At 73.7% G+C, this 23,076-nt stretch carries 16 protein-coding genes; 11 read left to right on the top strand and 5 right to left on the bottom strand.

What is annotated here, in order from left to right; genetic code table 11:
* Nucleotides 1-341 precede the first annotated feature (341 nt).
* From ABT158_RS12340 to ABT158_RS12300, 9 genes are all read left to right on the top strand, one after another.
* Nucleotides 342-1,247, top strand: coding sequence for an alpha/beta fold hydrolase (locus tag ABT158_RS12340; protein ID WP_352352839.1), 906 nt, complete (start codon nucleotides 342-344; stop codon nucleotides 1,245-1,247).
* A gap of 43 nt (nucleotides 1,248-1,290) precedes the next feature.
* Complete coding sequence (moeZ, locus tag ABT158_RS12335) at nucleotides 1,291-2,472, top strand: adenylyltransferase/sulfurtransferase MoeZ (RefSeq protein WP_352352838.1); 1,182 nt, start codon at nucleotides 1,291-1,293, stop codon at nucleotides 2,470-2,472.
* Nucleotides 2,473-2,518: 46 nt separating this feature from the next.
* Nucleotides 2,519-3,241 carry a hypothetical protein gene (locus ABT158_RS12330; RefSeq protein ID WP_352352837.1) on the top strand — a complete coding sequence of 241 codons (723 nt, stop codon included), beginning with the start codon at nucleotides 2,519-2,521 and terminating at the stop codon, nucleotides 3,239-3,241.
* On the top strand, nucleotides 3,235-4,467 hold the full coding sequence (locus tag ABT158_RS12325) for a S8 family serine peptidase (RefSeq protein ID WP_352352836.1): 1,233 nt from the start codon (nucleotides 3,235-3,237) through the stop codon (nucleotides 4,465-4,467). The genes ABT158_RS12330 and ABT158_RS12325 overlap by 7 nt, the downstream gene beginning before the upstream one ends.
* Nucleotides 4,468-4,526: 59 nt before the next feature.
* Nucleotides 4,527-5,426 carry a hypothetical protein gene (locus ABT158_RS12320; RefSeq protein WP_352352835.1) on the top strand — a complete coding sequence of 300 codons (900 nt, stop codon included), beginning with the start codon at nucleotides 4,527-4,529 and terminating at the stop codon, nucleotides 5,424-5,426.
* On the top strand, nucleotides 5,402-6,571 hold the full coding sequence (locus ABT158_RS12315; protein WP_352352834.1) for a S8 family serine peptidase: 1,170 nt from the start codon (nucleotides 5,402-5,404) through the stop codon (nucleotides 6,569-6,571). The genes ABT158_RS12320 and ABT158_RS12315 overlap by 25 nt, the downstream gene beginning before the upstream one ends.
* A 56-nt stretch (nucleotides 6,572-6,627) precedes the next feature.
* Nucleotides 6,628-6,987: a hypothetical protein gene (locus tag ABT158_RS12310; protein ID WP_352319288.1), complete on the top strand. Its 360-nt coding sequence runs from the start codon at nucleotides 6,628-6,630 to the stop codon at nucleotides 6,985-6,987.
* Nucleotides 6,975-7,289, top strand: coding sequence for an MGMT family protein (locus tag ABT158_RS12305; RefSeq protein WP_352352833.1), 315 nt, complete (start codon nucleotides 6,975-6,977; stop codon nucleotides 7,287-7,289). Before ABT158_RS12310 ends, ABT158_RS12305 begins: the two co-directional genes overlap by 13 nt.
* A 101-nt stretch (nucleotides 7,290-7,390) precedes the next feature.
* Complete coding sequence (locus ABT158_RS12300; RefSeq protein ID WP_352352832.1) at nucleotides 7,391-10,243, top strand: CDP-glycerol glycerophosphotransferase family protein; 2,853 nt, start codon at nucleotides 7,391-7,393, stop codon at nucleotides 10,241-10,243.
* A 10-nt stretch (nucleotides 10,244-10,253) separates the two neighbouring features.
* Here the strand turns inward: ABT158_RS12300 and ABT158_RS12295 are convergent, their stop codons facing one another.
* Complete coding sequence (locus tag ABT158_RS12295) at nucleotides 10,254-10,853, bottom strand: NUDIX domain-containing protein (protein WP_352352831.1); 600 nt, start codon at nucleotides 10,851-10,853, stop codon at nucleotides 10,254-10,256.
* Nucleotides 10,854-11,154: 301 nt separating this feature from the next.
* Between ABT158_RS12295 and ABT158_RS12290 the strand changes: the two genes are divergently transcribed.
* Together ABT158_RS12290 and ABT158_RS12285 are read left to right on the top strand one after the other, a co-directional pair.
* Nucleotides 11,155-14,394 carry an ATP-dependent helicase gene (locus ABT158_RS12290; RefSeq protein WP_352352830.1) on the top strand — a complete coding sequence of 1,080 codons (3,240 nt, stop codon included), beginning with the start codon at nucleotides 11,155-11,157 and terminating at the stop codon, nucleotides 14,392-14,394.
* On the top strand, nucleotides 14,388-17,663 hold the full coding sequence (locus ABT158_RS12285) for an ATP-dependent helicase (protein ID WP_352352829.1): 3,276 nt from the start codon (nucleotides 14,388-14,390) through the stop codon (nucleotides 17,661-17,663). The genes ABT158_RS12290 and ABT158_RS12285 overlap by 7 nt, the downstream gene beginning before the upstream one ends.
* Here the strand turns inward: ABT158_RS12285 and ABT158_RS12280 are convergent.
* The 4 genes from ABT158_RS12280 to ABT158_RS12265 are packed head-to-tail and all read right to left on the bottom strand — an operon-like array spanning nucleotide 17,652 to nucleotide 22,938.
* On the bottom strand, nucleotides 17,652-18,737 hold the full coding sequence (locus ABT158_RS12280; RefSeq protein ID WP_352352828.1) for a type III PLP-dependent enzyme domain-containing protein: 1,086 nt from the start codon (nucleotides 18,735-18,737) through the stop codon (nucleotides 17,652-17,654). The genes ABT158_RS12285 and ABT158_RS12280 overlap by 12 nt on opposite strands.
* Nucleotides 18,738-18,775: 38 nt before the next feature.
* Nucleotides 18,776-20,344: an IucA/IucC family protein gene (locus ABT158_RS12275; RefSeq protein WP_352352827.1), complete on the bottom strand. Its 1,569-nt coding sequence runs from the start codon at nucleotides 20,342-20,344 to the stop codon at nucleotides 18,776-18,778.
* Nucleotides 20,345-21,808 carry an IucA/IucC family protein gene (locus ABT158_RS12270; protein ID WP_352352826.1) on the bottom strand — a complete coding sequence of 488 codons (1,464 nt, stop codon included), beginning with the start codon at nucleotides 21,806-21,808 and terminating at the stop codon, nucleotides 20,345-20,347. It abuts the gene before it with no gap.
* Nucleotides 21,805-22,938 carry a siderophore biosynthesis protein gene (locus ABT158_RS12265; protein ID WP_352352825.1) on the bottom strand — a complete coding sequence of 378 codons (1,134 nt, stop codon included), beginning with the start codon at nucleotides 22,936-22,938 and terminating at the stop codon, nucleotides 21,805-21,807. Before ABT158_RS12265 ends, ABT158_RS12270 begins: the two co-directional genes overlap by 4 nt.
* Nucleotides 22,939-23,076: the final 138 nt, after the last annotated feature.

Below are 23,076 nucleotides of genomic sequence, written 5' to 3'. Positions count from 1 at the left end.
AGAGTGTCCGGTAGGTCGCGCACCGTATCCGTTCCTGATGGTTACCCGTCTCGAACCTGGTAAACGGGGACAGACAGCTTTTGCCGCACACTTAAGCCGCCAAGAGATCGATTAGACATCTATGAGCGGAAATTTCGGGCCTATCCCATGTCCGCCCGCGGACGGCGAACGATCCAGCCCCTGCCCCGCCGCGACGCCCCCGACGCGGGCCGGCCGGCGCGACCCCTGCGCGTCCCGTATGTCCGGTGCTGCTCTGATAGGTCAGCGAAGTCGGCGTCTGTACGGAATGCAGACCCCGCCTGAGCGCGCTGGTTATCGTGGAAGAGCGACAAGGAGGACGTATGACAGCGGTGGAGCCGGTCCCTCACTGGCCGGGACGCATGATCGGCCCGGTGCACGTGCGATCCACCCCCGACGGCGGCCCGGCCGAGCAGGCCGTGTTCGTCCACGGGCTGGCGGGCTCGGCCACCAACTGGACCGACCTCATGGACGAGCTCAAGGACACCGTCACCGGCCACGCCCTCGACCTGCCCGGCGCGGGCTTCTCCCCGGCGCCGCGGGACGGCGACTACACGGTGGCCGGCCACGCCGCGGCGGTGATCGGCCTGATGGAGCACACCGGCCCGGCCCACCTGTTCGGCAACTCGCTGGGCGGCGCGGTCGCGGTGCGGGTCGCCGCGGCCAGGCCCGACCTGGTCCGCTCGCTCACGCTCGTCTCGCCCGCCCTGCCCGACCTGCTCCCCAGGTACGGCCCGGTCCGCGTGGCCGCCGCCGCCGTGCCCAGGGTGGGCGAGTGGTTCGCGGACAAGCTGCGCCTGCTCCCCGCCGAGCAGCGCATCAACGCCTCCTTCGCCATGGTCTGGGCGAACATGAACGCCGTCCACCCGGTGCGCCTGGCCGACGCGGTGGAGGAACTGCGCCGGCGCGACGACGTCCCGTACGCGGGAGAGGCCATGATCGGCTCGGCGAGGGGCATCGTGGCCGAGTACTTCCGGCGGGGCGAGGACAACCTGTGGCGCCAGGCCGCCAAGGTCGAGGCCCCGACGCTCATCGTCCACGGCCGGCACGACCGTCTGGTGCGCCCGGCCATGGCGGCGAAGGCAGCCCGTACGTTCCGGCAGGTCAGGCTCGTGCTGCTGCCGACGGCGGGGCACGTGGCGATGATGGAGATGCCCCGCGTGGTGGCGGCGGAGGCGCGCCGTCTGATCGGTGAGACGAGATTGGGGAATGCCCCACTCGCCGAGTAGGTTTCAGCTAGAGATGTGACCCCCTGAAACGGGAGCGTAGAACGTGTCGTTGCCACCGCTGGTCGAGCCGGCCACAGAGCTGACCGTAGACGAAGTGCGCCGCTACTCGCGCCACCTGATCATCCCCGATGTCGGGATGGCCGGGCAGAAGCGGCTGAAGAACGCCAAGGTGCTGTGCGTGGGCGCCGGCGGCCTGGGCTCGCCCGCCCTGATGTACCTGGCCGCGGCGGGCGTCGGCACCCTCGGCATCATCGACTTCGACGTCGTCGATGAGTCCAACCTGCAGCGCCAGATCATCCACGGCCAGTCCGACGTGGGCAGGCTGAAGGCCGAGAGCGCCGCGGCGTCGGTCCGCGAGATCAACCCGCTGGTCGAGGTCGTCGTCCACAACGCGGCCCTGACCACCGAGAACGTCATGGAGATCTTCTCCGGCTACGACCTCATCGTCGACGGCACGGACAACTTCGCCACCCGCTACATGGTGAACGACGCCGCGGTGCTGCTCGGCAAGCCGTACGTCTGGGGTTCGATCTACCGCTTCGACGGCCAGGCGAGCGTGTTCTGGGCCGAGCACGGGCCCTGCTACCGCTGCCTCTACCCCGAGCCCCCGCCTCCCGGCATGGTGCCGTCGTGCGCCGAGGGCGGCGTGCTCGGCGTGCTGTGCGCGTCGATCGGCTCGATCCAGGTCAACGAGGCCATCAAGCTGCTGACGGGCATCGGCGACCCGCTCGTCGGCCGGCTGATGATCTACGACGCCCTGGAGATGAAGTACCGGGACGTCAAGGTCCGCAAGGACCCCGAGTGCGTGCTGTGCGGCAAGAACCCGACGGTCACCGAGCTGCTGGAGGACTACGAGGCGTTCTGCGGCGCGATCTCCGACGAGGCCGCGCAGGCCGCCAGCGGCTCCACGATCACCGCGCAGGAGCTCAAGTCCATGATGGACAAGGGCGAGAACATCTACGTGGTCGACGTCCGCGAGATCAACGAGTACGAGATCGTCTCCATCCCGGGCGCCACGCTGATCCCCAAGGGCGAGTTCCTCAACGGCTCGGCCCTGGAGAAGCTGCCCCAGGACAAGCGCATCGTGCTCCACTGCAAGTCGGGCGCGCGTTCGGCCGAGGCGCTCGCGATCGTCAAGAACGCGGGCTTCGCCGACGCGGTGCACGTCGGCGGCGGCGTGCTGAGCTGGGTCAAGACGGTCGACCCCAGCCTGCCCAGCTACTGAGGCGTTTTCCGGGGAACCTCCCGCCGAGGCGCTTAAGGTCGGTGTCGTGAACCACGCCCGCCCCTGGCCCACCCTGGTGGTGTCCTCCGCGCTGACCCTGGTCTGCGCGGTGGCCGCCGGGGTGGCCGGGAGCGCGGCGGGCACCGAGCTGACCCGCGGCCCGAGCGCGTCCGAGCTGCGTGCCGCCGCCACGCGCGAGGTCGCCGAACGCTGGCGCGCCTGGCCCGCCGGGCGCGTCTTCCCCGCGGCTCTGCCGTACGCGGCCGAGCAGGGCGGGCAGGAGCGGGCCGAGCGCATCGGCATCTCGCCGCACACCGGCTGCGGCGCCGAGTCCGTCGACGCGAAGGCGGTCAGGACGTTGCGCGAGGCGGGCTGCAGGGGCGTGCTGCGGGCCACCTACATCGACGCGCTGCGCGGCGTGCTCGTCACCGTGGGCGTGGTGGCGCTGCCCGACGAGGCACGCGCGGTCCGGGCCAGGAGCGCGTTCGCCGACAACGGCAAGCCCGTGCCGGGGCTGCGGCCGCTGAGCTTCACGGGCACGGTCGCCGAACGGTTCACCCCCTCCATGCGGCAGGCCGGGACGGTGCGCCAGGCGGGGCCGTACGTCGTGCTGACCACGGCGGGCCAGGTGGACGGGCGGCCCGCGACCACGTCCGGCGAGTCGCGTCCGGCGATCTTCGCCTTCGCCGCCGAGCTGTCCGAACGCGTGCTGCTCGACCTCAGCACGCCCCGCATGCCCGACTGCGCGGCCGAGGGATGGCGGTGCTGAGCCGGCGCGCCGCGAAGGCGCTGTCCGCCGCTCCCGCGGTCCTGCTCGCGGTTCTTCCCGCGGCCCTGCCCGCCCACGCCCATGCCGACGACGTGCGCGGCGGCCAGCGGGCCGTGATCGAGACGCTCGACCTGCCCGCGGCCTGGCGCGTCACCAGGGGCTCGGGGGTCACGGTGGCCGTGCTCGACTCCGGGGTCGATCCGGACCACCGCGACCTGGCCGGCTCGGTGACCGTGGGCCGCGACTTCACCGCGGGCGCGAACCCGCCGGGCGTCGTGCCGCCGCGGCTGCACGGCACGTACATGGCCTCCCTGATCGCCGGGCACGGCCACGGGCCGGGCGGAAGGAAGGGCGTCATCGGCGTCGCGCCCGAGGCCGGCGTCCTGTCGGTACGGGTCATCCTGGAGGACGAGGAGCCGGGGTTCGGCGCGTTCAACTCGGCCGAGCGCTTCGAGGACGTCGTGGCCAGGGGCATCCGCTACGCGGTCGACCAGGGCGCGGACGTCGTCAACATGTCGATCTCCAAGGAGCTCGCGACCCGGGAGGAGCGGGCGGCCATCCGGTACGCCATCTCCAGGGGCGTCGTGCTGGTGGCCGCGGCCGGCAACGACGGCGACAGGAAGACCGCCGGCGACTTCGCGCCCTACTCCTACCCGGCGTCCTTCCCCGGCGTGGTCTCGGTGGGGGCGACCGACCGGCGGCTGCGCCGGGCCACGTTCTCCAACTGGAACTCCTCGGTGCTGGTGGCCGCGCCGGGCGTGGACATCATGGGCGCGGGCCCCGGCGACGAGTACTGGGTCGGCCGGGGCACCTCGCAGGCGACCGCGCTCGTCTCGGGGGTCGCCGCCCTCATCAAGGCAAAATATCCGCAAATGTCGCCGCCGCTGGTCGTCCAGGCGCTCGCCGACAGCGCCGACGACCGCCCGCCCGGTGGCTACGACACCGGCACCGGCTTCGGCGTCGTCGACGCCCGCAGGGCCCTGGCCGAGGCCGCCCGCCTGGCCACCCACACCGAGACCGCGACCGGCCCGCAGGCCCAGGACCCCGCCCGGCCCCTGGCGGGCGGCCCGTCCGGGCCCATCAGGGTCACCACGAGGGACCACCGGCGCGTGACGATCTACGCGGCCGTCGCCGCGGGCGCCGCGGGCGGCGCGCTCGCGTCGCTGGCGGTCATCTTCTTCCTGGTCAGACGCGTACGACGCGACCACGGCGCACACGACGCATGATCCGCCTGCTAACGGGGACGAAATAGACACCGACCAACCGCGGGAACGAGGCCAGGGTGGTGAAGGCACGTAGGTCGACCTCAGGGCTACCGCGCGCCGGCGAGGCCACATCGGGACGCAGCAACCCGCTCGGGGCGTCGACCGGCCGCCGGGCCCGCGTGCGCGCCTGGCCGGCGGCGAACTCCCGCACGCGCACCGTGGCCAGAGAACGCGCCGAGCTGGCGGCCCTCCAGCAGGGCGTGCGCTTTCGGCGCATCTTCGTCGTGCTGGTCGGCGCGATCGTAGCCGTGTCGGCCCTCGTGGTGCTGCTGGGCACGATCGGGCTGCTCAACGAGACGCGCTCGCGCCCGCTGACCCCGTCCGAGCAGAACCAGTACAAGCAGGAGGAGATCGCCCGGCGCTGGCAGGCGTGGCCGGCCACGGGCGTCTTCCCCGAGGAGGTCAAGTACCTCGGCCTCGACCGCGCCCAGCAGTACGCCAGGCGGGTCGGCATCGCCCCGGAGACCGAGTGCGGCAAGGGCGTGGACGCCTCCGTCGCCGCTGTCCTCGACAGCCACGGGTGCGTCACGCTGCTGCGCGCCACGTACGTCGACCAGACCTCCACCTTCGTCATCACCGTCGGCGTGGCCGTGCTGAAGGACGAGGAGTCCAGGGTGTCGGCGGGCGAGCAACTGGGCCAGGACGACCGGGTGGGCGTGCTGCCCGTGGCCTTCCCCGGCACCGTGACCGAACGGTTCGGCACCGAGCAGCGCCAGCGCACCGGCTGGGTGGGCGCCGGGCCGTACATCGTCTTCTCCACCGCCGGGTACGCCGACGGGCGCACCAGGGCCGCCATCCCCCCGGAGGAGATCCTGCACAGCGAGCTCTGGCCGGCGGCCAAGTCGGTCGGCAACCAGATCGCCTACTTCCTGGCGGATCCTCCCAAGGTCCCGCCGTGCACCCAGGGGAACGTGTGCTGACCGCCGTACGGGCGCTCGCGGCCACGTTGCTCGTCCTCCTCGGGCCCACCGCCGCCCCCGTCAGGGACCAGCAGCAATGGGTGCTGGACGCGCTCAACGTCGAGCAGGCGTGGAACGTGACCAAGGGCGAGGGCGTCACGGTCGCCGTCGTGGACAGCGCGGTGGACGCCGGGATCAAGGAGCTGAAGGGCCGCGTCACGACCGGGCCGGACATGAGCTCGGGCGCGGTGGCCCGCGAGGTGCAGCCGGGGCGGCACGGCACCGCCATGGCCGCGCTGATCGCCGGTTCCGGCGCCGGCGACGGGCTGATCGGCGTCGCGCCCGGGGCGCGCATCCTGTCGCTGCCGCTGGCCACCGACGACGAGCCGGCGTTCGACCTGCTGCCGCCCACGGACCTGCAGTCGCCCGAGAGCTCGCTGGCCCGCGCCCTGCGCTACGCCGCCAACCACGGCGCCCAGGTCGTCAGCATGTCGATCGGCTCCTACGGGCCGATCAGATCCGAGCGGGAGGCGGTGTCGTACGCGCTGAGCAAGGGCGTGGTGCTGGTGGCCGCCGTCGGCAACGACGGCCAGACGCCCTACGCCAAGGAGAAGGGCACCTCGTTCTGGAGTTTCCCGGCCGGCTACCCGGGCGTGATCGGCGTCGGCGCGACCGACAAGCAGGGCAGGAAGGCGACGTTCAGCAGCGACAACCTGTCGGTCCTCGTCGGCGCGCCGGGCGTGCAGGTGCCCGTGGTCAAGCGGCCCAGCGGGTACGAGCTGTCCGACGGCACCAGCTCGGCCGCCGCGCTCGTGGCCGGCGTGGCCGCGCTGGTCAAGTCGCGCTTTCCCGGCCTGCCGCCCGAGCAGGTGGCCCAGGCGCTGGCCGCCAGCGCGCGGGGCCGTCCGGCCGCGGGCTACGACGACAACACCGGGTTCGGCGTGGTGGACGCCGGGGCCGCGCTCAACGCCGCCGAGCGCCTGGCCGGTCAGCGGCGCAGCGTGACCGCGCCCGGAAAGGACCACTTCGGCCGGGGCGAGGACTCCCCGGTGCCGACCCGTCCGGGGGCCGATCCGTGGCGGTTGTGGCTGTACGGAGGGGGTGTGCTGGTCGCGCTGGTGACGTTCTGCGGGGCGATCATCGTTCTCAATCAGCGCAAGCAGTGATGAACCGCTCGTACTTCGCCCGCGTGGACGGTAAAGATCCGCTATGGTCGCGCGTCATGGGATACGAGCTGCGGGTGGTGCGCGAGTCGCCACTCGCCTTCGCGGAGCTCGCGAAGGCCATCGCGCCGGCCGGTTTCGAGCTGCGCGGATCTGAGGAGATCGTGGCCGGCCACGACGGCGGCCGGCACGCGGTGGCGCGCTGGCAGGGCCAGGTCGTGGGCGAGCCCGGCTCCGACTGGCAGGTGGCCCAGCTCCTGCGGCTGTCGGCCGCACTCGGCGCCCGCCTGGTGGGCGAGGACGGCGAGCTCTACGCGCTGCGCGACGGCGTGATCGAGGTCCTGTCCGGCGGGACGGTGATGGAGATCGGCAAGTTCGACGAGATCATCGACGCGGGCCCGGCCGCATGGACCCCCTGAACCCCTTCGCCGAGCGGGTGCTCGACCTGGTCGAACGCATCCCGCCCGGCAAGGTCATGGCCTACGGCGACATCGCCGAATACCTCGGCGAGGGCGGCCCCCGCCAGGTGGGCAAGGTGATGTCCACCTTGGGCGGCGGCGTCCCGTGGTGGCGGGTCGTGCACGCAGACGGCAGCGGCGCCGCCCCCGACCACCTGCGACGATGCCTGGCCCACTGGCGCGAGGAGGGCACCCCGCTGCGCGGCGAACGGGTGGACATGAGGAAGGCGCGCTGGGACGGGCGTTCAGCCGATTTTCAGTAAGGGTCCTGACCTGCGGTTTCGCCGTTGAGGCGATTCTGTGACATGTGACTCCCATTACCATGGGCTGAACACTGACAGGCCCGAAAGGCGGTGCCTCCACGATGGCCACCGGCGTCACAGCCCAGCGCCACAGCGGCGACACGCTCGCCGACCGCCTCAAGGCTGTCCAGGATCTCTGCGATCGTGGCGAGCCTCTTGAGGCGGTCATGCGTGCCGTCGGGCCCGGCGGCCGCGACGCGGCGTTCGACACCGAGGTGCTCAGCGGGCCTCTGGGGTCGCGCATCGACCTCGCGGTCAAACGCGGCCCGGCCCGGCGCCGCGAGCTGCTCACCCTGATCCGCCCCTACCTGGCCGGCGTCGCCGCGGAGGTCAAGCGCGACCTGCCCGTCGCCCGCCGGGTGATCTGCCACCTGATCGAGCACCGTCCCGACGAGGAGCTGGTCGACGGCGAGACGCTGGTCAAGGTCGTCACCGCGGCGGCCGAGCCGTCCAAGCGCATCCGCAAGGGCCTGAGCTGGTACGCCGACCTGCCCTTCCGCGACGAGCTGCCGCCCGGCCTCTACCGGCTGCGCCGCGCCGACATGGTGCCGGTGACCCACATCGACGACATCGTGTGGGTCGACGGCAGGCTGCGTGTCACCGGCTTCGCCTACCTCGCCGGGTTGTCGGTCCGCAGCCGCAGGTTCAACTGGGCGACCGTGGTGCTGCGCGGGCCGCGCTGGCTGCCGCCGATCCGCATGCGCACCAAGCGGGTGCTCGCCCCCGAGGCCACCCACGGCGCGCGCGAGCCCGGCTGCAACTACGACTGGTCCGGCTTCACCGCCGAGCTGAGCCCGTGGCCGCTGCGCTGGCGCGGGGCCGTGCGCGGCATGGTGCACGCCGTGCGGCGGCGGTTGCGTCACCGTCCGGGGGTGCCCGACGCGACGACGTGGCGGGCCGAGATCGTCTTCTGGAGCCGTGGCGCGCGGGCGACCGGCCTGCTGCGCGGCTCGGCCATCGGCCGGCCCGAGCGCCCGGCCGGCCTCAAGCTGAAGCCCGGCTGGTGGGTGCGTCCGGTCTGGACGTCCGACCGCGCGCTGCAGGTCGTGCTCCAGCCCAACAGGGCCGAGCTGACCGGCGTGTCCGTCCAGGACGAACGACTCGAACTCAAGATCTTCCTGCCCGGCCGCAGCGTGACCAAGGGCCACGCCAGGCTGGGCGGCCACCGCATCGCCGCCGACTTCACGCCGTCCGGCGGCGGCACCGAGGTGCTGATCGGGCTCGCCGTGCCCGCGCTGCTCCAGGAGAAGGACGGCCGGCGGCTGTGGGTCGAGCCCAAGGGCGACCCGGCGGCCTCCGTCATGCTCGGCGACCTGGTCGAGACGCGCACTCCGGTGGGCGACCGGGAGATCACCGTGCTCGGCGACCGGCGCGACCGCGTCGTGGTCTCCGCCCACCGCATCCGCCCGGTGATCACCTCCGCCGTCTGGGAGGGCTCCACGCTGGTCCTGCGCGGCGACTACCCCGACGCGCCCGGCTCCCGCGTGCTGACGTTGCGCCACCGGTCGGGGCTGTCGTACTCGCTGCCCATGGAGCGGTCGGGCGACGACTTCTCCGTCCGCGTGACGCCCTCGTCCATGGACCGCTTCGGCGAGTCCGTGCCGCTGGCCTCGGGCACCTGGAACATGTCCTTCCGGCACCCGTCGGGCGAGATCGTGCCGTTCCGGATGGACCACGCCGCCCTGCCGGGGCTCGACGAGGAGCCGCGCACGGTCGACAGCCGGGCGTACCGGATGATCTCCACCCGGTTCGACGTGCCGGTGATCACGGTCGAGGAGGGGCGTCCCAACGACGAGCGGGGCGTGGCCGGTACCCACGTGCTGCGCCGCGTCTTCTACCCGGCCCAGCGCACCGAGCCGCTGCACGACGCGACCGTCTACGTCGTCAACGACGGCCGGCTCTACGCCGACAGCGTGCGCGCCATCTACGAGGAGCGGCTGCGCAGGGGCGACGACCGCGAGCACATCTGGATCGTCAAGGACGCCGCGTTCGTGCCGCCGGGCGGCGCGCGGGCGGTGCGGGCGGGCAGCCGCGAGCACCACGCCGCGCTGGCCCGCTCCAGCCACATCGTCACCAACTCGTTCCTGCCCGCCTGGTTCCGCGCCCGCGAGGACCAGGTCGTGCTCCAGACCTGGCACGGCACCCCGGCCAAGCGCATCGGCAACGACCAGCCGCACATGGCCCGCGACCCCCGTCCGCCGATCTGGTACCGGCAGGCGGCCGAGGTGCGCGGCTGGGACCTGCTGCTGTCGCAGTCGCCGTGGGCCACCACGGTGCTGCGCCGGGCCTTCGGCTACAAGGGCGAGATCCTGGAGAGCGGCCTGCCCAGGAACGACGTGCTCAACTCGGCCGAGCGCGAGGTCAGGGCCGCCGCCGTCCGCGAGCGGCTCGGGCTGGCCGAGGGCAAGCGGGTGGTGCTCTACGCGCCGACCTGGCGCGACTACGACCGCAAGAACGCCATGGTCAAGCTCGACCTGGCCAAGGCCCGCGAGGCCCTGGGCGCCGACCACGAGATCCTGGTACGCGCCCATCCGATGCAGGCCATGCCCGCCGTCCCCGACATCGCCCACGACGTCACGACTTATCCGGACATGGCGGATCTGCTGCTGGTCACCGACGTCCTCGTGACCGACTACTCCTCGGTCATGTTCGACTTCGCCGCCACCGGCCGGCCCATCGTCTTCTACGGCTACGACCTGGCGAAGTACTCCGCCAAGCGGGGGCTCTACCTCGACCTGGCCGAGCAGGCGCCCGGCCCGGTGCTGCCGACGTCGGCCGAGGTGATCGACGCGCTGCGCTCGATCGACGAGGTGGCCGCCGCGCACGCCGACCGCTACGAGGCCTTCCGGGCCACGTACGCGCCCAAGGACGACGGCAAGGCGACGGCCCGCGTGGTCGACCACCTGTTCTCCTGAGGGCGCGGCCTCAGAGGTCGATCGGCAGGTCGGAGAGCATGAACGGCTTGCCGGGCTCGTACCCGAGTGGACGCGGCGCGGCCGGAAGGCGCTCGACGAGCAGGTAGAGCAGCGCCGACAGGGTCGTGGCGCACACGATCTCGCCGGCCTCGACCAGGCGCCGGACGCTCGACAGGGGCACCCACTCGATGCGCTCGGCCTCCCAGGGGTCGCTGGGCGGGCCGATGTGGGTGGCCCCGTCGGCCCGGTAGATGTGGTTGAGGCTGTCGGTGAAGCCGTTGGTGGGCTGGACCGACATCAGCGGACGCAGCGGCCCCGGACGCCACCCGGTCTCCTCCTCGACCTCGCGGGCGGCCGCGGCCATCGGCATCTCGCCCTCGTCGACCTGGCCGAGCGGGACCTCCCAGCCCCAGCTGTCGGTGATGAAGCGGTGGCGCCAGATCAGCAACACCCGGTCCTGGTCGTCGGTGACGACCGCGCCCGCGGCCGGCGCGGTGCGGACCAGCCGGTGATCGAGATGGCGCCCGTCGGGCAGCTCCACATCCGCGATCCGGATGTCCAGCCACTGGTCGGCGTAGAGCGACGTTTCGGAGTGGACCTGCCAGCGCATGTGACCAACCCCCTAGCAGAGGCGCGGGTATCAACCCAACGTTACAAGAGACAACGCTGCGTGTGTGGGGCAATCGTGCGGATCGTCGCATCGCCCCAGGCAGCGCGACGCTCACGGCGAAACCGCGGCCTCGGCGTGTCGCACGATATTCGGATATTTGCCTCGATACGGTAGGCGGATCGCGCGGGAGACCGGGTAAGTCGGCACGATCTGTCCGTGTGGTCTGGTGGAATCTAGTGCTGTGAGTGGTCAGACCTGGCGGTTGGTGCGGCGTGGCAGCGGAGGCCCTGTTGAGCCTCCTGTGCTGGATGAACACCAGCGTGCCGTGGTCGAGCACCGGAGCGGCCCGCTCCTCGTCCTCGCGGGGCCCGGCACGGGCAAGACGACGACGATCGTCGAGAGCGTGGTCGAGCGTATCGAACGGCGCGGGGCCGACCCCGAACGGGTGCTCATCCTCACCTTCAGCCGCAAGGCCGCCGAGGAGCTGCGTCAGCGCGTCACCGGGCGGCTGCGGCGCACCACCCGCTCGCCCCTGGCGCTGACCTTCCACTCCTACGCCTACGCGCTCCTGCGCCGCGAGTCCGTGCTGGAGGGCAAGGCGCCGCCGCGCCTGCTGACCGGCCCCGAGCAGCTTCTGGAGATCCGCCGGCTGCTCCACGGCGAGCTGGAGAACGGCGCGCTCGACTGGCCGCCGTCGCTGCGCGAGGCGCTCAAGACCCGCGGCTTCGCCGAGGAGGTGCGCGACTTCCTGTCCAGGGCCGCCGAGCGCGGCCTCGACGGCGAGCGGCTGGTCGCGCTCGGCCGGCTGCACGGCAGGAGCGACTGGATCGCCACCGGCCGGTTCTACGAGCGCTACCAGGACCGCTTCGACCTCGACCCCGAGGAGACCTACGACTACGCCGAGCTGATCGGGGCCGCCTCGGCGCTGCTGACCAGGCCCGAGGTGCGCGAGCGCGAGCGGGCCGCCCACGACGTGGTGTTCGTCGACGAGTACCAGGACACCGACCCGGCCCAGGAGTACCTGCTCGACCAGCTCGCCGGCGACGGGCGCGACCTCGTCGCGGTGGGCGACCCCGACCAGTCGATCTACGGGTTCCGGGGCGCCGACGTCCAGGGGATCATGAAGTTCCCCGAGCGGTTCAGGACGCTCGACGGGCGCGAGGCGCCGGTGGTGGCGCTGCGCGTGTGCCGCAGGAGCGGGGCCGACCTGCTGGAGGCCTCGCGCCGGGTCGCCGCCCGCCTGCCGATCGCCCCGGCCCCCGACCACGACCAGCGGCAGGGCCACCGCGACCTGGTCCCGGCGGCCGGCGTCGAGCCCGGCGACGCGCGCGTCCTGCTGGCCGACAGCACCAGCCAGGAGGCCGCGATCGTCGCCGACACGCTGCGGCGGGCGCACCTGATCGAGGGGGTGCCCTGGCATCGCATGGCGGTGCTGGTGCGCTCGGCCAAGCGTCAGGTGCCGCTGCTGCGGCGGGCGCTGGTCAACGCCGGGGTGCCGACGATGATCGCCGGCGACGAGGTGCCGATCGCCCAGGAGCCGGGCGTGCGGCCGCTGCTCACGATGCTGCGGGTGGCGCTCGATCCGGCGCAGCTCGACGAGGGGGTGGCCGAGGAGCTGCTGACCGGCCCGCTCGGCGGCACGGACATGATCGGCGTACGCCGCCTGCGCCGGGCGCTCAAGATAGCCGAGAACGAGGCCCTGGCCGCCGAGGAGCAGCCGGCCGCGGAGGAACCGGCCGCCGAGAAGGTGCCAGCCGCCGAGGAGGGCCCGGTCGCGGAGGAGGGCCCGGTCGCGGAGGAGGGCCCGGCCGCCGAGGAGGAGCCGGTCGCCGGGAGGGCCGGGGCGCGGTCGTCCGGCGAGCTGCTGGTGGCGGCGATCCAGGACGCCCGCGAGCTCACCCGCGTCGAGCCGCACGTCGCCCTCCCCGCCGAACGCGTCGCCAAGCTGCTCGCCGCCGCCCGCGAGGCCGCCGCGCAGGAGGGCACCGCAGAAGACCTCCTCTGGGCCGTGTGGCACGCCAGCGGCCTGGGCGCGCGCTGGACCGAGCAGAGCCTGTCCGGCGGCTCCCGCGGCGCGCAGGCCGACCGCGACCTCGACGCGGTGGTGGCGCTGTTCGACCACGCCGCCAAGTTCGTCGACCGCATGCCCAAGGCGGGCCCCGAGGTGTTCCTCGACAACCTGGCCGCCCAGGAGATCCCGGGCGACACGCTGGCCGACCGCGCGCCCGACGGCGACGCCGTGCGGGTGCTGACGGCCCACCGCTCTAAGGGCCTGGAATGGGACATCGTGGTCGTGGCGGGCGTCCAGGAGGGGGTCTGGCCCGACCTGCGGCTGCGCGGGTCGTTGCTGGGCGCCGACGACCTGGTGGAGGTGGTCGAGGGCGCCGAGCCGAGCGCCGCGTCGCTGGCCTCCAAGCTGCTGGCCGAGGAGCGGCGGCTGTTCTACGTCGCGGCCACGCGGGCCAGGCGGCGGCTGGTGGTCACGGCGGTCGGCGGCGAGGACACCGACGAGCGGCCCTCCCGGTTCCTGTCGGAGCTGATGCCGGGCGCGGTCGAGTCGGCCACGGTCGACGACCGGGCGCGCTGGCTGACCATGTCGGCGCTGGTGGCCGACCTCCGCAGCGCGGTGACCGACCCCACCAAACCGGCCAAGGTCCGGCAGCGCGCCGCGCGGCAGCTCGCCCGCCTGGCCGCCGCCGGGGTCCAGGGCGCCCACCCCAACGACTGGTACGCCCTCACCCCCATCACCGACGACCGCCCGCTGAGCTGGCCGGACAACATCGTCAACATCTCCCCGTCCGCGGTCGAGAGCTTCACCAAGTGCGGCCTGCGCTGGCTCCTGGAGACGGCGGTCGGCGCCGCGGGCACCAGCACCGCCCAGGGCCTCGGCAACGTCATCCACGCGCTGGCCATGCTGGCCGCCACCGACCTGCCCGGCGAGGACGCCCTGGGCGAGCGGCTCGACCAGGTCTGGAACGAGCTCGACTTCGGCGGCGTCTGGTACAACCGCAAGCAGCGCCAGGTCGCCGAGCAGATGATCGGCAAGTTCCTGCGCTGGCAGAAGGACAACCCGCGCGAGCTGGTCGCCATCGAGGAGTCGTTCGTCGCCACGGTCTCCGAGGGCGTGCAGATCAAGGGCCGGGTCGACCGGGTCGAGCGCGACGACGACGGCCGCGCGGTGATCATCGACCTGAAGACCGGCGGCTCCAAGCCCAAGGCGGGCGAGCTCGACCGGCATCCGCAGCTCGGCGTCTACCAGCTCGCCGCGCTGCTCGGCGCGTTCGCCCGGCACGGCATGACCGAGCCCGGCGGCGCCGCGCTGGTCCAGCTCGGCAAGGCGGCCGGCAAGAACGCCGCCACCGAGCAGCGGCAGGGCGCGCTGGCCGACGACAAGAACCCCGGCTGGGCCGGCGACCTGGTCGACACCGTCGCCACCGGCATGTCGGGCCCGTTCTTCCAGGCCAAGGTGAACGACGGCTGCCGCACGTGCGCGGCGCGGGCGAGCTGCCCGGTCAACGACAACGGGGGCCAGGTGTGCTGAACCCGGTCGAACTGGCCGACAAGCTCGGCATCCTGCCGCCGACGAGCGAGCAGGCCGCGGTCATCGAGGCGCCGCTCGAACCGATGGTCGTCATGGCGGGCGCGGGCTCGGGCAAGAGCGAGACGATGGCCGGGCGGGTGGTCTGGCTGGTGGCCAACGGCCTGGTCAAACCGGAGAACGTGCTGGGGCTGACGTTCACCCGCAAGGCCGCGGCCGAGCTGGCCGTCCGGGTCAGGGAGCGCCTGACCGGGCTCGCCGAGGCGGGCCTGGTCGCGCCCGGCGCGCTCGACAACGAGCCGACCGTCTCCACCTACCACGCCTACGCCGCCCGCCTGGTCACCGACCACGCCCTGCGCGAGGCGCTCGAACCCACCATGCGCCTGGTCACCCCGGCGGTGTCGTGGCAGCTCGCCTCGCGCGTGGTGGCCCTGTACGACGGGCCGATGGACAAGATCGAGCTGGGCCCGCCCTCGGTCACCGCCGCCCTGCTCGAACTCGCCGGCGAGCTGTCGGAGCACCTGCGCGGGCCCGCCGACGTACGGTGGGTGGGGGAGTGGCTGGAGGCCCGGCTGGCCGCGCTGCCCGGCCGCACGACCGTGGCGCAGCGCAAGCCGGTCGGCGTGCACGCGGCCAGGGAGCAGCTGCTGCCGCTGGTGGAGGCGTACGAACGGCTCAAGCGCCGCCGCGAGGTCATCGACTACGGCGACCAGATGTCACTGGCCGCCCGGATCGCCGCCAACCACAAGGAAGTGGGCGAGATCGAACGGTCCCGCTACTCCGTCGTCCTGCTCGACGAATACCAGGACACCAGCCACGCCCAGCTCGTCCTGCTGCGCTCGCTCTACGGCGGCGGCCATCCGGTCACCGCCGTCGGCGACCCCTGCCAGTCCATCTACGGCTGGCGCGGCGCCTCGGCGGGCAACCTGCGCCGCTTCCCCCGCGACTTCCGCACCGGCGCGGGTGAGGAGGCGCCGGTCCGCCAGCTCAGCGTCAGCTTCCGCAACGGCGACCGGGTGCTCGACGTCGCCGCCCGCGTCCAGCTTCCGCTGCGCATGGAGGCCCGCGAGGTGCCCGTGCTGGTGCCGGGCCCCAACCGGGTCGACCGGGGCCGCGTCACCTGCGCCTTCCACGAGACCGCCGAGGACGAGGCGAAGTGGATCGCCGACGGCGTGGCCCGCATCCTCGGCCAGGAGACCGCCCCCGACGGCCTGCCCTGGGGCGAGAAGGAGCGCAAGAAGACGCTCGCCCTCCAGCCCCAGGACGTCGCGATCCTGGCCCGCAAGCGCTCGCAGTTCCCCGCGTTGCGCAAGGCGCTGGAGGACCGCGACATCCCGGTCGAGGTGGTCGGGCTGGGCGGCCTGCTGACCGTGCCCGAGGTCAGCGACATCGTGGCGACCCTGCGCGTGCTCTACGACGCCACCGCCGGCGACGCGCTGGCCAGGCTGCTGGCCGGGCCGCGCTGGCGGGTCGGGCCGGCCGACCTGCGGGTGCTGGGGGAGCACGCCAGGGAGCTGGCCCGCGAGCTGAGCGAGAGCCACCGCGCCGACGACCCGCTCGACCAGGTGGTCGCCGACCTGGCCGAGGAGCGCGGCAGCCTGGTCGACGCGCTCGACGAGCTGCCCGACCGGCCCGAGTGGCTGGAGTCGTTCTCGCCGCTGGCCCGCACCCGGCTGGTCGCGCTCGCCCAGGAGCTGCGCAGCCTGCGCGGCCACACCGCCCAGCCGCTGCCCGACCTGGTCACCGAGATCGAACGCCGGCTCGGCCTGGACATCGAGGTGGCCGCCCGCAGCGGCACGGTCGGGGCGTTCGCCGCGCGGGCCGACCTCGACGCCTTCATCGACGCGGCCGCCTGGTTCGCCGGCGACGCCGAGGACCCGACGCTGGGCGCGTTCCTCGCCTACCTCCAGGCGGCCGAGAGCGAGGAGTTCGGGCTGGAGGCGGGCCGGGTCGGCGAGAGCAACAGCGTCAAGCTGATGACCGTGCACGCGTCCAAGGGGCTGGAGTGGCCGGTCGTGGTCGTGCCCGGCCTGTCGCAGCTCCTCAGCTCGAAGGGCACGATCGCGACGGGCAGCGTGTTCCCGGCCACGCCGGTGATGAACAGCCGCTGGACCGACAACCCGCGCAAGCTGCCCTACCCGCTGCGCGGCGACGCCGCCGACCTGCCCCGGCTGGGCGGGCTGAGCAAGGAGGAGCTGGCCGCCTTCGACGAGCAGTGCCGGGAGCGCGACCTGATGGAGGAGCGGCGGCTGGCGTACGTCGCCGTCACCCGGGCCCACTACCACCTCATCGCCTCCGGCTACCGCTGGGGCAGCGCCACCAAGCCGCTGGAGCCGTCGGAGTTCCTGCTGGAGATCCGCGACACGGCCGACCGGGTGTCCTACTGGGCCGGCGACCTCGCCGAGGGCGCGACGAACCCGCTGCTCGCCGAGCCGGCCGAGGCCGTCTGGCCGGTCACGCCCGAGGGCCTGCGCTACGAGTCGGTGCTCGACGGCGCCCGGCTGGTCGAGGACGCCCTGGCCGGCAACCTGGCCGACGAGGACGACGAGCCGCTGCGCCCGTTCGAGGAGGAACGCCTGCGCGCCTGGGAGCGCGACACCGACCTGCTGCTGCGCGAGCGGGAGCTGAACCGGCGCAGGCCGGCGACCGTCGTCGAGCTGCCGGCCAAGCTGACCGTGTCGTCGCTGGTCACGCTTGCCACCGACCCGGCCGAGCTGGCCCGCAGGATCCGCCGTCCGGTGCCGCGCAAGCCCGCGCCGCTCGCCCGCCGGGGCACGTCGTTCCACAAGTGGCTGGAGAGCCGGTGGGACCAGCAGCGGCTGATCGACGACTTCGACCTCGACCCGCTGGAGGAGCTGGAGGAGGCCGACGTGCGGCTGGCCGAGCTGCAGGAGCGGTTCGAGGAGAGCGAGTGGGCCGACCGGCGGCCGGTCGACCTGGAGGTGCCGTTCGAGACCATGATCGCCGACCGGCTCGTGCGCGGGCGGATGGACGCCGTCTTCGAGCTGCCCGACGGCGGCTACGAGGTGGTCGACTGGAAGACCGGCGTCCCGCCCAGGGGGAAGGCGGCCCGCACGGCCTCGGTGCAGCTCGCCGCGTACCGGCTGGCGTGGTCGCACCTGGCCGGGGTGCCGCTGGAGAAGGTGAGCGCGGCCTTCCACTACGTCCGGGCCAACCGGACCGTGCGGCCGGTCGACCTGCTCGACGCCGACGGGCTGGTCGCGCTCGTCGAGGCGGTCCCGGCGTCGGAGTCCCAGGCGTCAGAGTCCTAGGTAGTGGAAGGCGGGGCGGGGGTGCATGAGGAAGTCGTGGTGGGAGATGTTCCAGGCGTAGGCCCCGGCCATGCCGAACACCACCCGGTCCCCTGCCCGCACCGAGGTCACCACGTTCCGGGCGAAGACGTCCTTGGGGGTGCACAGCTGGCCCGTGAACGTCACGGGCTCCCCGGCGACCCCGGGCCCGCCGCCTGTGGGCAGGACCGTGAACGGCTGGTCGTGGCCCTTGGTCACCGGCGTGCGCAGGTGGTGCGTCCCGCCCAGGACGATCGCGTACGCCTGGCCGCGCACCCGTTTCACGTCCACGACCTCGGTGACGTAGTGGCCGCAGTAGGCGGTGAGCGACCTGCCCGGCTCGACCCGCAGCCGCCGTCCGGCCCGCAGCGCGGCCAGGCCCGCGCCGTAGGCCGCCCAGTCGAAGCGTTCACCCGACGTGTACGACACCGCCATGCCCCCGCCCAGGTTGACCTCCCGGTGCCCGGTCTCCAGCAGGGCCCCGGCCAGCCGGAGGAGCTGGGCGGCGGTCAGGCCGCTGGCCAGGTGGGCGTGCAGGCCGCGCAGCCGTACGCGGCCGGTGAACAGCGGCAGGCACTTGGCCAGCCCGGCCTCGTCCATGCCGAAGGGGCCGTCCATCGTGAGCGCGGCCCCCTCGACGGGCAGGTCGGGGTTGGCCCGCAGCAGCACGTCGGCCTCCAGCCCGGTCGCGAGCAGGCGGCGCAGCTCGTAGGGCGACTCGACGTGCAGGCGGTGGTGCGGCAGCCGCAGCTCGGCGTCGGTCTTGCCGGGCCCGCCGAGCGCCAGCCGCGCGCCCGGGAACAGCGCGGAGACGTGCGCGTGCTCGCCCGCCGACGACACCTCGAACCCGTCCACGTGCCGGGCCAGCACCCGCAGCAGCTCGGCGTCGGGGTTGGCCTTGACCGCGTAGTACAGCTCGACCTCGCCCAGCGCCGCGCGCACCGACGCGGCGTGCTCGTCGAGCGCGGGCAGGTCGTAGAGGTAGGCGGGCAGCGCGGGCAGCCGGGCCGCCGCCTCCAGCACACGGTTCGCGCGAGCGGGTTCGGGCTCCGGCACGCGGTTCGGGCGAGCGGGTTCCCGCTGCTGGACGCCGCTCACGCGAGCGGGTTCGCGATCGGGACGTAACCGGCGCTGCGGTCGGCCGCCCTGGCCCACCGCACACGCAGGTTCGCCTTGGCGGGCAGCGGCGCCCCGGCCAGCAGGTCGCGCAGCGGGAGCGGCTGCCCGAGCTCGGCGGCCTGGCGGGCGAGCAGGTCGCGGGCGGCCCGCCACAACGCGCGCAGCAGCTCGTCGTCGGGGCCCGCCAGGGTGGCGGCGATCTCGGTGAGGTGGTTGACGAACAGGCAGTAGACGACGCGGGCCCAGCCCCGCGCCGGGTCGTGGGTGAGCGCGGCGGCCACGGCCGGGTGCAGCCCGCTCAGGTCGTGGCGGCCCGCGACGAGCTTGACGCCCTCCAGGTCGCGGAAGATCGCCTGGACGGGCCGGCCGGCGGCGTCCAGGCCGACGAGCACGTTCTGCAGGTGGGGCTCCAGGACGACGCCGTGGCTGACGTACAGGTCCACGACCGGCAGCGCGACCGCCGACACGTACGCCGTCCACCAGGCCAGGGGGTCGGCCGGGGCGGCGTCCAGGGCGAGGGCGGCGGCGAGGACCGGGGTGACGCCGGGGTCGCAGGCCGTCCACGGGCTCGCCCGGACGATCACGCCCAGGCCCTCGCGCTGCCCGAGCGCCGTGCGGTAGCCGGGTTCGGGGAGCCAGCGGACGGCCGGGTGCCGCGCCGCGACCTCGGCGATCACGGGAGCCAGCCGGGAGGTGAGCTCGACGGCCCCGGCCAGCTCGTACCAGGCGTTCTTGCGCACGCAGTTCGTGATCCGCACGTCCAGGGAGAACTTCAGGCACACCTCGGCGTCCGGCACGTACACGGTCCGCACCGACGAGGTCGGCACCGCGAGCGGCCCCGGCCCGAGATCGACCAGCTTGGAGCCGAGAGCGGGACGCAGCAGGGCGAGCTGCCACGGATGGGCGGGCAGCAGCCGGTGTCCGGCGGGCGCCGGGCCGAGCGCGTCCAGGGCCGTCAGGTCGCCCTCCTCGGCCAGCGCGTCGTCGCGTACCGCGAGCAGCCGCAGCGGGAAGGCGGCGTGGGCCTCGGGGGCGTAGCGCAGCCAGTCAGCGCCGTCGCGGGCCTTGGGGGTGGGGTGGAACGGGTGCCCGTACACGAGCGCCTGCTCCGAGGCCAGCCAGGGATCGGCGGGCGGCTCGGCCCGCGCCCTGGCCGCCAGGATCGCCGCGATGGCGTCCCTGCTGGCGGCCACCTGGCCGGCGAACTCGCCGTTGGGTCCGACGGGGAGGCGCGCCGCTCCCCTGCCCGGGTGCGCCTGCTCGTCCTGCCGGTCGGCCAGGTCGGCCTCGGTCAGCCGGACCAGTTCGGCGACCGTCAGCGGCTGCCAGGAGCCGCCCTCCAGGCGTTCGGGAGGCCCGTCGAGGCGCAGCGCGGCCCCGCCGTGCGTACGGGCGCGCAGCAGCGTCCCCGCCACCCGCAGCAGCACGTACGGCGGCGCCGGCCAGACCAGCCCCCTGGGCCCGGCCACCTCGCGCACGCAGCACCGCAGCAGGGCCGCCAGCGTCGCCTCCTCGGCCGGCGCCCCGATGGCCAGGACGTCCATTCACGCTCTCCTCAGGTAGTTGGGCCCGCTGATGCCGTAGAACTTGTTCACGTCCCGCGCCCCGGACCGTTCCTTGGCCACGAGCGTCCCGGCGGTGACCATGGACTTGCCGGTGAGCCTGGCCGCGTCGAGCGTCCTGGCGCGCAGGAGCCGGGCCATGGGGTGGTCGCCGTGCTCGTCGAGCGCCTCGGCGAGCGTGCCGCGCACCAGGGCCGCCGCCCGCGCCGGCGGCAGCACCGCGAACGCCACCGCCGCGGCGGCCAGGTGCAGCGTGATCGTGACGAACACGTCGGCCAGCGCGTGCGGGTCGTCGGTGAGCATGCGCCCGTCGGAGAAGGCCGGCACGTCGATCCCGGCCGCGGCCAGCCTCGACGGCGAGGCCAGCAGGCCGTCGTTGTCCTTGACCAGCAGCCGCAGGTCGCCGTCGCGCAGGACGAGGGCCAGGTTCTGCTGGTGGGCCTCCAGCGCGACGCCGTACCGGACGAACAGCCGCACGTTCCAGCGCAGCAGCAGGCGCAGGTAGCGGGGCAGCACGTCGGGGCCGAGGCCGTCCAGCACGCCGGGCACCGCCAGCGCCGCGACCGGGACGATCCGCCCCTCCGGCAGCCGCCGGACCATCCACGCCAGGTACTCGTGGCCCGCGTGCGCGTAGGTCTGCTCGTCGGCCAGCAGCACGCCGGGATCGGCGAGCCGGCGCAGCAGCAGCTCGGCCCGCGCGCCGTCGTCCAGGGTGCCCGCCCTGATCGAGCGCCGGTTGCGCACGCCGAGCGTGCTCACCGGCAGCGGCAGCTTGAGGTGCGTACGCGGCCCCACCTCGACGGTCCGCATGGACAGGGTGGGCCGTACGGTGACCGCCTCCTCCGCCAGCACCCGGACCCCGTCGATCTTCCGCACCTCGCCGACGGACATCGGGTGCACCGGGAACAGCACGCCCCCGCCCGCCGGCCGCGGCACGTCCGCGGGAAGTCCCGCGGTGGCGTGGGGGACGACCGCCCACCGCAGCGCGAACGAGGGCGCGAACTCCGGCGCGTACGCCAGCAGGTCGCGGTCCGAGGCGCCGATCCTGGCCCGCGAGGTGGGGTAGACGGGATGGTCGGCGAAGGCCGCCAGCGACTCGTACGACGGCCCGCGCCGCAGCACCTCCTCGGCGTGCGCGTCGTGCAGTTCCAGCGCGGACAGGGCGGTCAGGCACTCGTCGAAGAAGGCCGCCACCCCTTCGGCGTCGGCCGCGTCGGACACCTCCACGAGCGTCTCCAGCACCTGCTCCAGCCCCAGCCGCTCGTCCGGCGCCACCACGAAGTCCTGGAACGGCGACCCGGGGACCATCCGGACCCACCGCCCGTCGGCCAGCAGCAGCCCGGCCCCGGATTTGGTCCGGTCGAGCCGGGCGGCCAGCCCGCCGTAGTCCTCGCGGACCAGCGCGTCCAGCACCCGGGCGGCCAGGTACGCCTCCCGCGACCTCACCCGACCACCCACGGCCGGGCCGCCCGGTACCGCTCGACGGCGGCGTCCACGCGGGCCCGGTCCGGTCCCACGGCCCGGATGACGCCCAGGTAGTCCCGGTTCGTGTGGGTCAGCTCAATGACGTCACCGACGGCCCGCAGCGGCCGGTGCCACAGCCGTACGCCGCCGTCCTCGACGTCCTCCTCCGGCGGCCCCTCCTTGACGACGCCCGGCCGGTCGGCGACCACGCTGACCGCGCAGCCGTGCCGGGACGCGGGCGGCGGCTCGGGCGCCGACTCCCCGAGGCAGGGGCGCAGGATCCACTCGAACAGCGGCACGCCCAGTACGTCGGCCAGCAGGAAGTCGCAGTGGTCGCCGATCGCCCGGTAGTTCACCTCGACGATCCGCGGCCCGGCGGGCGTCAGGACGTACTCGGTGTGGCAGGCGCCGAAGCCCACCCCGAGGGCCCGCAGCGCGGCCAGGACGTGGGCGTCGGCGGCGGGCGCCCAGTCGAGCCGCTCCTCCACGAAGTGCGGCAGCGGGCCCAGCGTCGTCGCGAAGCCGCCCAGCACCCGCGTCGCCGAGCCGTCCCCGAGGGTCTCCAGGGTGCGCAGCGGTCCTTCGAGGTACTCCTCCACGACCAGCGTCTCGCCCGGACGCCGCCGCCTGGCCGCGGCCACGGCGCGCGGGAGGTCGTCCTCGACCAGGACGACGTCCTCGCTGGCCACCCCCTCGCGGGGTTTCAGCACCACGGGCATGGGCAGGCGCCCGGGCACCGGATCGGCGGGCGCGAGCCGCAGCGAACGCACCGTCTCGACGCCGGCCTCCGCGAGCCGGCGTCGCATCAGGAGCTTGTTCTTGGCGGCCAGGCAGGCCCGCCAGTCCTTGCCCGGAAGTCCGAAGTACGACGCCGCGAGGGCGGTCTCCGCCTGAAGGTGGTCGGAGTTGGAGAAGATCGCGTCGGGCCTGCCCAGATGCTCGACCGCGTCGATCAGGGCGCGCGGGTCGCGTACGTCGCAACGCACCGAGCCGGGGTGCCGCTCAGGCCGGTCGGTCAGGACGGTCACCTCGCACCCGAGGGCCCGCGCCGCGGGCAGGAAGCCGTACGTCACCGAGTCCGTCGGCTTGAGCGCGGTCAGGTAGAGCCGCAACGCGAAGGCACCCCCGAGATCAGGTAAGGCTAACCTAACTCGATGATCCTAACCTGAGAATGATCGCTCCGGGGCCCGCACACCCTAATCGGCGGCTAACTGCGAGGTCATAGGATGACAAGGGACTTGGGGAGGGGG

The organism is Nonomuraea sp. NPDC001636, assembly GCF_040298265.1.
Classification (GTDB): domain Bacteria; phylum Actinomycetota; class Actinomycetes; order Streptosporangiales; family Streptosporangiaceae; genus Nonomuraea.
This window is presented reverse-complemented; position numbering and strand designations above follow the sequence as displayed.